We start from the raw sequence: 14,452 nt of genomic DNA, 5'->3' as shown, positions 1-14,452 counted from the left end.
TTATCCGCAAATAGATATAACGGAATTCATCGGTTAAAATACGATATTAAAAAGAGCGCTAATAAGAAACGGATGCCTAAATAGGCATCCGTTTTTTAATTTAGTATTTAATTAACTTTTATCGATACAGGGTAAAGTGGCCGACATATCGAATATCTCGTTCATCGTTTTGATTTACAACATACCAATAGTCACCAGTTGGCAGTTCTTTACCTTCATAAAGACCGTCCCATTTACTTACATCGTCTAGTTCCGCAACTACCCTACCATAACGGTCATAGATAATAACTTCAATATCTGGGAAGAACTCACGGTTACCCGGTGCCCAGAAATCATTTTCATTATCACCGTTAGGCGTAAAGAAATTAGGTATTTCTAACATTCCAGTAAATTCAAACGGTATAACAGCAACTGCCACACAACCATTTTGGTCTACTACTCTAATTTCAACCTCACCACTCTCTGTGGTAGTATATATACCTTCACTACCGTAAGACTGTCCGTCAAAGAAGAACTCATAGCCTCCAAAACCGCCTTCTGCTGTTGCGGTAATCTCATTTGGACCGGTTTTTTCCGCTATCAACGTTAATGGATCATACCCTTCAATGGTAAACTCAACAAAGTTGGTACATCCGTTTTCATGATAAATGTAAACGGTATGGTCGCCTGCAGGTAAATCACCCCACGAACGCTCGGTTGTCGCCAATGCTGTAATAGCATCAGATGGATCAATAGGGTTCAATGCGAATAACAATTCCGGAATCAAACTCTCTTCTTGCATCTGAACCGAAGCCGTACTATTAGGGAATATACCTTCACAACCGTATTGAACTAGAGGTTCTGCTGTTAAATCTACGCCTATTTCTATAGGAATAAACACATTTGTACTACAGCCATTGGCATCTTGTACAAAAACAATATACCCTTCGCCTCCTATTAAGTTATCAAAGTATAGATTATCATTTCTTAAGAACACTTCTGTTCCATCAGAATTAGGACCAACTAAACGGGTCTCATAATACTCATCTAATGTTGTTGGGTCTACAAATGGCGTACCACCGGTTACCGTGATTTGTGCGGTACCATCTTCAAAACCGATACACGTTTCAGGCGTTGTACTGAAATCTGCTACTTCTAATTCTTCAGGTTCATTAACCGTAATTTCAAAAGTCTGCGGACAACCTTCTGCATCTTGTGCCAATACCGTATACGTAGGATTACTAGGCGTGTTAGCTGGTAAATCTGTAAATGTATATACCGTTGGGTTATCTGGATCACTAAAGAACTCACTTAAATTAGGCTCTATAGCAAACTGTACCAAACCTGCCGTAGCACTTGTAACCTCCATGGTAATGGTACCATCGCTTTCTCCATAACAGGTTGTTGGCGTACTTGATTCGACAATATTTACCGGTATGGCAGGGTCTATGGTAAACGGTAATGATACAACCCCACAATTTAGACGGCTTATTACCGAGATATAGTACGTACCTGGCTCCAAGTTTTCGAATGTTCCAAAATCTTGCATTGGTCGATTACCATAAGTAGGTTGTAATTCTGCAACAAACGCATCCTTTGAACCATCTGGATTGGATGGGTCTGGATCAGTATCATAAATACGGAATTCGTATATACCCGTACCTCCATTCGCAATTGCTTCTATTCTACCATCTACTTGATCAGAACAAGAAACATCAAATGTAGGCGAAGCTGGATCTAAAGTTAATGCCTCTGCATCAGTAATAGTAATACCATTGGTCTTAATAGCCAAACAAGAGCTTAAGCTACCTTGCTTACGAACCTCATAACGATATGCCTCATTAATATTCCCAGGTATTCCCGTTTCAACAGGCAAACCGTTGGAGTCTGTTCCACTTATATTTGACCAAACGATACTTGGATCTCCCGGTGGCACATATAATGGATGAGTATCAGGATAAATTCTACGGAATTCATATGATCCACCCTGGGGATTATTTACTCTAATCATCATAGTAGCAATATTACCACAAGCAGGAACTGAAGTTTGAATTAAGGCCGGATTAATTGGTGGTGGCGGAATTACCTGAATAGGTGCAGACACAACACCACAACCTAAAGTAGACGCTACTTCAACCGCGTACCATCCGCCAGGAATAACTCCTGATGTACCAGAGAACTCTGGATTAGTTTGATAACCTGTCTCAGTCACAATATCAGTATTATTATCACTTCCTAAATGCAACAATCTATATTGGTACCCCGCTCCTGGCACGCCACCAATTGCGCCTGGTGTTGAACTATCCGTTGGATCAACGGCTAATATAATGGCATCATTACCAGTCGGGCATTCCAATTCTCTGGTGATTATAGCCTCTACCTCTATTGCAGGCACAGCTTCCAATTCTATTTCCATAGAATCGGTACAGCCTTCAATATCCCTGACCGTAACACGGTAGTTTCCACTAGAAAGTCCTGTAAACGTATTGTTGTCTCCGTTTGCTGCGAAAGTAGCATATGAAGCATTGGAGTGTGGCGCAAAACCACTACCAACGGTAGCTTCATATTCCAACATATATTCATATGGAGAAGAATCCCATCCTCCTTGAGGCGTAGCTACAATTTCACCTAAATCATCACTACAACCAACACGACCAATTTCCTCTAAAGTAGCTATAACTAAAGCTTCGCTAGGCGTTGTTAAAGTAGTTGCATTACTGTATACATCACATCCCGCAACTGTCTTATTGCTCTCACGTATAACCACACGGTGGTTTCCTCCTTCTAACCCCGTAATTATAAAAGGATTTCCGTCTGTAGCTATATCAACAATTCCATTTGAGTTTCCGTTAACAGGAGTACCAAAAGCACCTCCAGTAAATCCTGGATCACTAGAATCGTATACCCAATATTCATATTCTCCTGTAAAGCCGCTTACGTCAATACTTAATTCACCCGTTGTAGTTCCAAAGCAACTTACAGCTTGTGATTCTGTAATTGTCACCGTTGGTAACACAGGTTCATCTACCACATAAGCAGCTATAGGATACGTACAACCTCCTATATCGTTTACTTGTAAATTGTACTCACCAGCAACCATAGGTAAATCAAATTCTACAAAACTACCGCTTGGTTGGGTCTGATCAGCTACTGGAGCTACAGAAAAACCTTGATCTTCAATAATAAAGTTGGTACTCCCCGTTACAGTTACACGAACTCGCTCCGGATTTTCACAATCCATTGGAGACACTTGAGTAATTGTCGCTGTTACATTATTAGGAGGGTCAATGACCACATCTGCACTAATATACTCACAACCATTACTATCAATTGCATAAACATTAAACGTTTGCGTTGTGCCATCATCAACAATCACAAAATCCATCGTATTGCTACTTGTTGTTTGGTAGCTATCCGTTGCGTTTATCTTAAATCCATAATCTGCGCCATTCCCTACTTCAACACCATCAACAGTTGCTGTAAGTATTGTGGTACTAAATCTGTTAGCACCAACTTCACATTGCAATGTACCAGCGGTAGCAGTTATGCTGAAAGCCGGTGGTTCGTTAATAACAACCTCTTCCCTATCATAGCAATTTCTATCCGTCACTACCTCTAGTACATAGGTGCCTGGAGTTAAATTTATAAAGGAACCTGAATTATTGGTTTGATTACGAGAACTAACGTCATAATCAGATGGCATGGAAGCTAAATTAGTATTGTACAAGTTGTATTCCTTAATACCATCTACATCCGTACCCGCTACAATCGAAGCAGAAATACTTCCATCATCTAAACCATTACAACTTACGTCCGTTGCTCCAGTATCAGCAATAACCGGAGTTGTTGGTGCTGATCTAATTATATCATCAACGGTAACCGTACAATTGGTACCTGAGCCATCAACAACCTGATTGTCTGTAACCTCAACCTGATAGTCTCCAGGGGGAATATCTGGGAAAATACCATCATTGTTGGAATCGGTGATATCAAGGGCTGGACCGGAAATCGGAGTACCCGTCAATCGATACGTAAAATCACCACTACCACCATCGGCCGTAATTGTTACAATACCATCGTCATTCTCACAATTCGGTTCTGTACTAAAGTTACCAGATGCAGAAAGTACTTGAAATACCTCTGCAATGCCATCTACACTACATCCATTTGCATCAATAATTTCGAAAGGATAGTTACCCACACTATTGACCGTAAAGGTCGCGATGGTGGGTGTGCCTGCAGACCCTGAGTTAGCCACGGTCTGACTTACACCATTTAAGGTAAACGTAGGCGTATCAAAATCTCCGGGCAAACTAAGTTCTATATTAAATCCAGTGGCAGCCGTAGTAACTACATCACATGCGTTGTTCACAACAGGTGGAGTCAATGGTAAGTCAGGGTTTAACTGTACAATTGCCGCCGATGTACTTGCTGGGCACCCCCCTGCATCCATAACCCAAATATCATAGGTAATACCACCTATAGAACCTGCCAATTCTTTGGTTGGTGAACTGTCAAATTCTGAAGTCGCTGGTGGAACACCAGGAGCTAACATACCTTGTTCCACAAAAGCAAACTCATAAGGTGCGGCTCCTCCATTTGCTCTCACCGTTATTTGACCTAAAGCATTACAATTTGCATTTTGATTATCAATAACATCAACTCGGGGTAAATTTAAAATAGCTTCTGCTTCATCTCCATATGAACAATCACCAGCATCTTCAACCGCTATGCCGTAACGACCTGCTGGAACAGATAAATCAGTAGCTAAAGTTGTCAACGGTGATCCTGTTACATCATACACAACTTCGCCTGTATCTAGATTAGTAATAACAACATCAAAAGGAGCAATTCCTGTGGTTATAGTATAGTTTACCCCTACGTCACCATTTCTACAGGTAGCGTTATCAACTGCAAGAACTACGTCTCCGCCAGGCCCTTCAGGTAAAGTTATAACCTCTTGATATTCACAATTCGTTGCTGTATCTCGAACTTCTACCGTATAAGAAGTTCCCCATAGTAGGTTATTAAAGCAATGTTCGTCTGGTGAGCCAGGTGCTTGATTTGGCGTTTCCCAAGGTAAAGCTGGATCTTCTAATAAACGAATCTCATAGCTTCCAGAAGTACCACCTGTAATATCAACACATACCGTTGTACCGCCAGGGGTACAAGTAGCAGGTGGCGTTGGATAGTCAGGAATTATATCCAAACTAGCCGAATCAATCGTAAAAGGCTCTATATCATTACAGCCTCTTGAGTCTAAGATAATTACTTGGTAATTTCCTGGAACAAGGCTTGAGTCGTTTATCGTTAGTGAAAAATCAGTATCTGCTACATCGTTTTGAGTGTAAATAGCGTTACCAAAATTATCCTCAATGACTACAGTATAGTTCTCTACTCCTACTGTTGGTAGGTCTATTATTACTCCACCAGACAAATCTCCTGTAGTACAAGTAGCATCAATTGGTGTTACCGTTGCGTCTGGTGCACCTATAGGATCTGTCACTACCGAAACTACAGTTACTGCCGTGACACAATTTCTTGAATCTTTCACAACATACTCATAATCTCCTGCCGCCAAACCTGAATAAACAGTCTGATCAGAGAAAGCATAATCAATAGCATCACCTGTTGCACTATTCGGATCCAATGGATTAGACTGTAACTCACCTACAGGTGCAAATACAACCTCAAACGGCGGTACGCCTGAAGACACTGTTGGTGTTATCTCAACAAAACCGCTATTGGCATCACCACAGCTAGGGCCTACTATTCTAGGTGTTGCGGCAATATTGGTAGGTTCTACAAAGGTTAAAGGTTCAGAGATATTACTACAACCATTATTGTCCGATACCTCAACCGTATAATCTCCAAATTGAGTAAAATCCATAGTATACGTAAACGTATTGGATGGAAGTTGATTTCCAGTATGAGCTGCAACCGCAACACCATCTCTAAATATGGTGTACGAGGTAGAGGTTAAATCAGAAATATCTCCACCAGAGACTGTAATTTGCATTTCTCCATCACCACCACAGTCAATTTCCCTGTTCAAATCTAAGCTTACCTGAATCTGTGGCGGTATTCTAATAGATACTGTAGAATCAGTACAGTTATTACCATCTACCACATCAATTGTGTAATTACCCGGAACTAATCCTGTAAAGGTATGTGTGCCGGCAGTACCAGGCGACACTAATGTTCCTCCATTAATACGATACTGATGTGTTGATATATCCGCAGTACCCGCAGTAGAAGTAACCGTTATTTCTCCGTCACTAGTAGGGGAATAACAATAATCTATTGCTCCCTCTGAAATTGTAGGTGCATCAACCCTTGTTAGCGTAAACGTTGTTGACTCCGAACATCCTTCGATATCGGTTACGGTTAAAGTATATGTTCCTTCTTCAGTTAAACCATTAAAATTACGTCCTGTTTTTGGGCCTTGTACGGTTCCACCAGGCCATTCCAATTCATAATTATATCCGCTGAAACCGCCAGTCGCTGTTCCTGTTACCCTTCCAATATTATTATTTTGGCAAGTCATGGCAGTCTCTGCTACAGTAATACCTAATGGTGTTGATGCTTCTTCTACATCAAAGGATATAGTTGATGTACAATTGGTTTCATTATCGGTTACTGTAATTTCATAGGTCCCAGCACCTAAGCCTGTAATAGGAATTTCTCGATCACTACTTGTACCACTTATAACTGATGTACCTGGCAATTGAACAACTGCATAGTTGTAATCTGTAGCAAAACCGTCTATTATAAATGCGCCATTACCATCGGTTGCACTAGGGCAAACACGTCTATCCCCACCAGATTTAACTTGAGCCCTAATAGAACTAAAGCCGCCTGTGGTGAAACTTGCTGTATGGGTACAACCACTATCATCTGTAATTTCAAATTGATAAGAGGTGTCTAAATCCAAACCAGGAAAAACGTTACTTGCTTGTGCTGGAGGTAGTGTCGTTGCAGGGTTAGATGAAATAATTTCATATTGTGTAACTGTATAAGTTGCAGGTAATACATTTACAGTGACCCTACTTGTTCCCGAAGCACAATCTAGATTGTCTTGAGCAAAAGTTATAGAGTCCGGAGGAGTTGGCTCCGTTACATCTATTGGTGTTAATGCTTGAAAACATCCCGCGTCATCTTTTACATAAGGTATATAATTTCCCGGTGTTAAACCCGTAAAAGTTGTTCCTGCCTGGTAGGTAACGTTATCTATACTGTACTCATATCCTGTACCCGAACCTCCACTTGCTGGTGTAAAATCAATGATACCACCTCCATTTACGCACGTATAATCTTGGGTTAAAGAAGCAGAACTGCTCAGTCCACCCGCCGAAGTAACGGTTACTGCAGGTAAAGATAAAATACAGGTAAAAGCACCTTGAGAATATTGAACTTCAACTATATTATAAGTGCCATCTGCAACAGGAATGGTAGAAGAACTAGTAAACGGATCACCCGCATTATTCGTTGCTCTAAATTCTAAATTAAAACCTTTTGGATCGGTAACGTTAAAGTCAACTTTTCCTCCACCATTGGTACACGTACCAACAATATCTGTTGCGGTAACATCTGGTGGATCTAACTCTGCTACATATTCAGACTTTTCGGCTGTACAGCCTTGATCATCGGTAATAAAAAAAGTGTAGGTACCAGGGCCGGTAACCGTATATGAACTTGTACCCGTGAAATTACCTCCAGAATCACCACCATCACTTACAGTATAGCTATAAGTACCCGAACCTCCTGATGGGGTTACATCTATATCTATACTAGATATGGTAGAACATCCAAAACTCATACCATTGGTATCTGTTGCTACTGTAATAGGGCTTAAACCCGTACCTACTGTAATTGGGTTACCACTAGTATCTGCATATTCTATAGGAGCTGCAATACCATTAGGAATGTCTTCTTTGCAATCATTGGTTTCTACCTTTACGGCATACGTACCTTCACTTACTGCTCCAAAAGTATAGGTATTACTAGAAATGGTAGAGGTAAACTCTATTTCCGCACCACTATCATCTAATAAGGTATATACATACGGACCAGGAACTTCAGGGTTAATAGAAACATCAATAGTACCTGTCTCTCCACTACAAACAGGGTTTGTAAAGGTTACGTCAATGTCAATATCTACTTGCTCAATTTCAATAGGGCCAATTAAATATTCACACACCTGCCCAGAAATATTCAATCTTGCTTTAACAGTATAGGTACCTGGGTCTAAATTTGAAAAAATAGAAGAAGATTGGTAAGGCCTTACAACCGTTCCACCTTCACTAAGGTTAAACTGATAACTATTAGGAAGACCCGTAATTTCTATTCTACCCGGATTATTACAAACAAAATCTTTTGATGAAACCCCGTATGATATGGTACTTTTCTTAACTTTAAAATAGTACCAAGTACCGCCATTAACTCGCACCCTATACTGAGCACCTGTAGATTGATTAACCGAACTTGCATCAAGTGTATAACTAGTTGGAGAACCTAAGCCAGTCCAACAACTTGGAGTTCCTGTAGAGCTAGGACAATCTTCATCAACATTAAATGGACAGCTTCCTGAAGGGTTAAGAACCTGCCACTCCCTACTACCACTAGTACTTAATGAAATAACTCTGTCATCAGAGTCACCACAAAGGTTAAATCGTGCAACCGTAGAACCATCAGCAGCACAACCTACTTCTTCATCGGCATTCTGAATAATGGTCGAAAACATAGGAGCAGCAGCGGCTTCTTTAGCCGTGCCACTTTTCAGAGCCTTAGTTGAAATGGTCTTTGCATTGTCGGCAGCTTCGCTTTTAACTGAAACCACCTCTTTAACGGCAGAGGCTACTTCAGCATAAATGTTGAAAGCCTTCTTGCCGGCTATAGCAGAAGTACAAACCACTGAAAAGGTCATTAACAGTAGCGCGTACAGAATACGCTGTGTTTTTTTTGGGAGCATAGGTTAAGTCATTTTAAAAAGAAAATGAGCGATTTGGGGTGCATCACTTTCTCTCTGGTAATTCTTTTAAACTTATAAATTCTCGTTATCTTTAACCATAACGGGATACCTTAATAATATCATTTAACGTCAAATTATGCGAAATAGTGTATTAACCATAGCTTTAGCCGCTATAACTCTTAGTTATTCTTGCGCACAAGACACTGAAAACAAAGTAGATACCCCAAAAAACACCCCATACACCGCTCAACTACTGATCGATGAACTGCAGACGCCTTGGGGTTTCGTGTTTTTAAACGAGAATGAGCTACTGATTACCGAAAAATCTGGAGAACTTATCCATTACAAAAACGAAAAAAAAACGAATGTAAAAAACGTTCCTGAAGTTTACGAAAGAGGCCAAGGTGGACTATTAGACATTGAATTACATCCAGATTATGAAAATACGGGTTGGATTTATATTTCTTATGCATCAGAAGAAGGGATAGAAAAAGGAGGACATACGGCCCTTATGCGATGTAAACTGAATGATAATACTCTGACTGACAAAGAAATACTTTATAAAGCATCACCAAATACAACCAAGGGCCAACATTTTGGTTCGCGTATTGAATTTGACAATGATGGTTACTTATATCTATCTATAGGCGAACGTGGTGCCCGAGATGAAAACCCCCAAGATATAACGCGTGATGGTGGTAAAATATATCGATTTTATGACGATGGAAGAATTCCAGAGGATAATCCTTTCGTAGGAAAAGAAGGTGCCAAACCTGCCATTTACAGTTACGGACACCGTAACCCTCAAGGCTTGATTAAACATCCTGAAACCGGTGAAATATGGGATAACGAGCATGGTCCAAAAGGTGGAGATGAAATAAATATTATTAAAGCAGGTGCCAATTACGGATGGCCTCTGGTTACTTATGGTGTAAATTATAGTGGTACTTCTATCACGGATAAAACCGAGATGGAAGGCATGACACAACCTATTCACTATTGGGTACCTAGTATAGCGCCAAGCGGCATGGCGTTCGTAACTACAGATAATTACGAAGGTTGGAAAGGAAGTATTTTAGTTGGTTCATTAAAATTCCAATATATGGAACGCCTAGAAATGGACGGCACCAAAGTTGTAAAACGAGAAAAATTATTGACGGATTTAGGTAGGGTACGCGATATCAAGCAAGGTCCAGATGGGTTAATCTATGTGGCCGTTGAAGGAAAGGGAATCTATAAGCTAGTTCCTAAATCATAAACAAAACACCATTTACCAGTTATTTAAAAATACCGTTGAAACAACAAAAATGAAAAATCGTTTTAGTTCCTTAGTTTTTTTGATTTTGATGGGGTACTTCGCACAAGCACAAGAACCTGAGTTAGCAGAAAGTATGCTACGAGGCAGTGAAATCTATGCCGATTTCTGTGTTACTTGTCATTTAGAAGAAGGTGAAGGTATAGCAAGCACCTTTCCTCCCTTGGCAAAATCCGATTATCTCGCTCAAAACCGACAGGCAAGTATTCATGGCGTAAAATACGGTCAGCAAGGACAAATGATTGTAAACGGAGTCACCTATAACAACATCATGCCTTCCATGGGGCTTGAAGATGAAGAAATAGCAGACGTCATGAACTACATAATGAATTCATGGGGGAATTCTTCAGACAAAATAGTAACACCTGAAGAGGTAGAAGCTATTAAGAAATAAGCCTATGCGCCAGCATCAATAGCCGCTTTTACAGACCCATGCTTTTTAAGTAATTTCTCTGCTTTATCATAATCAATACCCAAACCTTCAGAAACATAGCGTGCTCCCCTATCTACCAATTTGCTGTTGCTCAACTGCATATTGACCATCTTGTTGCCTTTTACCCTACCTATCTTTATCATTAAGGCTGTAGAAATCATGTTTAAGGCCAATTTCTGAGAGGTTCCACTTTTCATTCTTGTACTTCCTGTCAAGAATTCAGGACCTACATTTAATTCTATGGGAATATCTACAGCAACCGCCAGAGGGGCCCCTGGATTATTTGTTATTCCAGCTGTAAGAAGTCCATTTTTCTTTGCTTCGGCAATACCTCCCAAAACATAAGGGGTGGTTCCGGAAGCAGCAATACCAACTACCACATCAATATCTGTAATATTATGCTCCATCATATCTTTCCATGCTTGCACACCGTCATCCTCTGCATTTTCAACTGCTTTTCGTATGGCACCATCGCCACCGGCAATCAGACCAATGACCCTAGTGTGTGGCATACCAAATGTTGGTGGAATTTCAGACGCATCCAAAATTCCCAATCTGCCACTTGTACCAGCTCCAATATAAAATAAACGCCCCCCTTTTTCAAATCGTTCCGCTAGCCCATCTACCAATTTTGTAATCTGGGGAATGACTGCTGCAACGGCATCAGCCACCTTTTGATCTTCTTCGTTCATTTTTTGAAGAAGAGTTGTGGTATCCATCTGTTCTAAATGGTTGTGGTTAGATGGTGTTTCGGTTATTTTGGTATACTGCATACTATTTAAAGGATTCTAATATCGTGGTTTCTAAATGAGTTTAAAAGGTCGTTCTCTGGTTCTAACTCGGTTATTAAGGTATTAATTGCATTAATATCGCATGTTTTATAGCGATGCTGCGAATTGAGTTTTTCTGAGATAGACAAAAGTACCGTTTTTTTTGAGCATTTTATTACGGCTTTCTTTACTTGCACTATATCCCAATCAAATTCCGTTAATCCAAAATAAGAGTCGACATAACCTGTTCCAATAAAGCTATAATCCACTTTTATTTCCGCTAAATTGTGAATTGCATTGGCTCCAATTGCTGTCTGTGATTCACCTGAAACTTGCCCACCCACCATTATAACGGTCACGTTAGGTTTTGTAAGCAACTCCATAGCTACGGGTAGACTGTGTGTAAAACAAGTTACTTCTATATGTTCGGGTATCAACTGCGCCAACTCTAGACAGGTAGTTCCTCCATCAACAAAAATTACACTTCCATCTTTTATAAGGGCCAGAGCTTTCTCGGCTATTCTGATCTTATCCTTCTGCTTATATATATTACTGTTGCGTGTGCTATTAGTGGTAAAACCTAAAGATATGGCTCCGCCGTGTACACGCCGCAACTTTTTTTCGGCATCTAGTTCCTTAACATCTCGCCTAATCGTATCAATAGAAACATCTAAAGTATCGGCTATATCGGTCAAGAGAATCCTGTTATGCAGCTCCACTTCGTTTAGAATAGTCTGCTGCCGCTCTTCTTTTAGCATTATCGTTTAAATTAGATTCATCAGCAAAGATAGCAAAATATGAGAATTGCAGTTTTATTCTAGCCTAAAGTTAAATAATCATTAAAAATTGCAAAAAACAGCATCTTAAAAACGCAAAAAACAGCAAAATGGATTTCGTTTGCATATATTTGCCATATTGAAACAAACACAACGCACACAAAATAGCAGCTAACATGAAAACAATTCTAGAAAAAAACGGGGCCAATATTAGGTACAGACCTGTAGGTCAATTTGAAGAAACGCGTTTTGAGAAGATTCACAATGTAATTTTCTCAGACTCCAATCAAGCATCTATTAAGGTAGCTGAGGAGATTGCGGCTCTTATTAGAAAAAAGCAAGAGGCTAACAAAAATTGTGTTCTAGGTCTTGCTACTGGTTCCTCGCCTATTAAGGTTTATGAAGAACTTGTAAGAATGCATAATGAAGACAGTCTTAGCTTTCATAACGTAATCACCTTTAACTTAGACGAATACCTTCCTATGGAAAAGGATAATCGTCAGAGTTATTGGTATTTTATGCACGAGCACCTTTTTAATCATGTAAATATTGCCCCAGAAAACATTCATATTCCTGATGGTACAGTTTCAAGCGAAAAAGTAATTGACTACTGTATTGCTTATGATGATAAAATCAAGAAAAATGGCGGTCTAGACTTTCAGCTGCTAGGTATTGGTCGTACGGGTCACGTGGGATTCAATGAACCCGGGTCACATTACAACTCTGGCACACGTGTCATTACCCTAGACCATATTACAATTGTAGATGCCGCACCTGCCTTTTTGGGAATAGACAATGTGCCTAGAAAAGCCATAACTATGGGTATTGCAACGGTTATGAGTGCTAAGCGAATTGTTCTTTTAGGATGGGGTGAAAACAAAGCTAGTATTATTAAAAAAACAGTTGAAGGAGAGATTTCCCCTCAAGTTCCGGCTACGTATTTACAGAACCATAAAAACTGTACGTTTGTTTTGGATACCGGAGCGGGAAGCCAGTTAACACGAAACAAAACTCCTTGGTTAGTAGATGAATCTTTAGAATGGACAGAGAACTTAACCTCCAAAGCAATTGTTTGGCTTTGTAATGAAACGAACAAATCTATCCTAAGCCTAACAGATAAGGACTATAATGATAATGGCATGTCCGGCTTGCTTGCCATGGAAGATTCCTATGACCTGAACATTAAAATGTTCAATAAGCTACAACACACAATTACAGGTTGGCCCGGAGGAAAACCTAATGCCGATGATTCTAGCCGTCCCGAGCGTGCAGAACCTGCAAAAAAACGAGTAATTATATTTAGCCCTCACCCAGACGATGATGTCATTTCAATGGGTGGAACCTTTGATAGACTCATAGAACAAGGGCATGATGTTCATGTGGTGTATCAAACATCTGGTAACATTGCCGTTTCAGACACAGATGCTATGCGATATGCCGAAATATCAAAAAGAATAGCTCCTTCCGAAGCAGCACAAAGTATAATTGACACTATAAAAGAGAAGAAAGATAGTAGTTTTGACTCCTTGGAAGTGCGGAAATTAAAAGGTAATATAAGACGAGGGGAATCTTATGCAGCCGTTCGCTATTTAGGATTGGACGACTCAAATGTTCATTTTCTAGACCTGCCTTTCTACGAAACAGGAACCATCAAGAAAAACAACCTTTCAGAAGAAGATGTACAAATCATGATGAACATTATTTCCGAGATTAAACCGCAGCAAATTTTTGCCGCAGGCGACTTAGCGGACCCTCACGGAACGCATAAAGTATGTCTTGATGCTGTTTTTGAAGCTATGAGAAGACTAAAACCGGAGCCATTTATGGAAGATTGTTGGTTATGGCTTTACAGAGGTGCTTGGCACGAATGGGATGTAGATGAAATTGAAATGGCAGTGCCTATGAGTCCTAGTCAAGTTCTCAAAAAGCGATATGCCATTTTTTGTCACCAGTCGCAAAAAGACGGAGTTATGTTTCAAGGTGATGATTCTAGAGAGTTTTGGATGCGCGCCGAAGAAAGAAACAAGAATACTGCAGAAAGGTACCGTGCCCTTGGGCTTTCGCACTACGCCGCCATGGAAGCTTTTGTACGTTACAAGTTCTAAATAGTTTTATAAAAAAGGCCCGTTGTGCAGTACTAACGGGCCTTTCGCATTTCTAGAAAACAAAAATCATCCTTCCCAGAAATGTTAAAAAAATCTGGAACAA

General features: G+C 40.1%; 6 protein-coding genes. 3 read left to right on the top strand and 3 right to left on the bottom strand.

Going from position 1 to position 14,452, the window contains the following annotated elements; genetic code table 11:
* Positions 1–118 precede the first annotated feature (118 nt).
* Entirely contained in the window at positions 119–8,950 is an 8,832-nt protein-coding gene (locus IWC72_RS14220; RefSeq protein WP_194530214.1) for a T9SS type B sorting domain-containing protein, read from the bottom strand.
* A 136-nt stretch (positions 8,951–9,086) separates the two neighbouring features.
* On the opposite strand from IWC72_RS14220, the gene IWC72_RS14215 reads away from it, so the two are divergent.
* The gene (locus IWC72_RS14215) at positions 9,087–10,208 is read left to right on the top strand and encodes a PQQ-dependent sugar dehydrogenase (protein ID WP_194526820.1); all 1,122 of its coding nucleotides are present in this window, start codon (positions 9,087–9,089) and stop codon (positions 10,206–10,208) included.
* A gap of 49 nt (positions 10,209–10,257) precedes the next feature.
* Positions 10,258–10,659, top strand: a complete 402-nt coding sequence (locus tag IWC72_RS14210) for a c-type cytochrome (protein WP_226968049.1) — start codon at positions 10,258–10,260, stop codon at positions 10,657–10,659.
* Between the two features lie 2 nt (positions 10,660–10,661).
* Here IWC72_RS14210 and IWC72_RS14205 read toward each other — a convergent pair whose 3' ends face one another.
* Complete coding sequence (locus IWC72_RS14205) at positions 10,662–11,471, bottom strand: N-acetylmuramic acid 6-phosphate etherase (protein WP_194526819.1); 810 nt, start codon at positions 11,469–11,471, stop codon at positions 10,662–10,664.
* 5 nt (positions 11,472–11,476) lie between these two features.
* Entirely contained in the window at positions 11,477–12,226 is a 750-nt protein-coding gene (locus tag IWC72_RS14200; protein ID WP_194526818.1) for a DeoR/GlpR family DNA-binding transcription regulator, read from the bottom strand.
* 194 nt (positions 12,227–12,420) lie between these two features.
* Here IWC72_RS14200 and nagB point away from each other — a divergent pair, with 194 nt between their 5' ends.
* Positions 12,421–14,349, top strand: a complete 1,929-nt coding sequence (gene nagB / locus IWC72_RS14195) for a glucosamine-6-phosphate deaminase (protein ID WP_194530213.1) — start codon at positions 12,421–12,423, stop codon at positions 14,347–14,349.
* Positions 14,350–14,452: the final 103 nt, after the last annotated feature.

The sequence above is a fragment of the Zobellia roscoffensis genome (genome assembly GCF_015330165.1).
GTDB lineage: Bacteria > Bacteroidota > Bacteroidia > Flavobacteriales > Flavobacteriaceae > Zobellia > Zobellia roscoffensis.
The sequence above is the reverse complement of the archived record's forward strand: the minus strand, read 5'-3'. Positions and strand labels throughout refer to the sequence as shown.

Excerpts from the sequence above, each read along its gene's own strand:
- IWC72_RS14205 (WP_194526819.1), bottom strand. The coding sequence starts at position 11,471 with ATGCAGTATACCAAAATAACCGAAACACCATCTAACCACAACCATTTA.
- IWC72_RS14220 (WP_194530214.1), bottom strand. The coding sequence starts at position 8,950 with ATGCTCCCAAAAAAAACACAGCGTATTCTGTACGCGCTACTGTTAATG.
- IWC72_RS14200 (WP_194526818.1), bottom strand. The coding sequence starts at position 12,226 with ATGCTAAAAGAAGAGCGGCAGCAGACTATTCTAAACGAAGTGGAGCTG.
- nagB (WP_194530213.1), top strand. The coding sequence starts at position 12,421 with ATGAAAACAATTCTAGAAAAAAACGGGGCCAATATTAGGTACAGACCT.
- IWC72_RS14210 (WP_226968049.1), top strand. The coding sequence starts at position 10,258 with ATGAAAAATCGTTTTAGTTCCTTAGTTTTTTTGATTTTGATGGGGTAC.
- IWC72_RS14215 (WP_194526820.1), top strand. The coding sequence starts at position 9,087 with ATGCGAAATAGTGTATTAACCATAGCTTTAGCCGCTATAACTCTTAGT.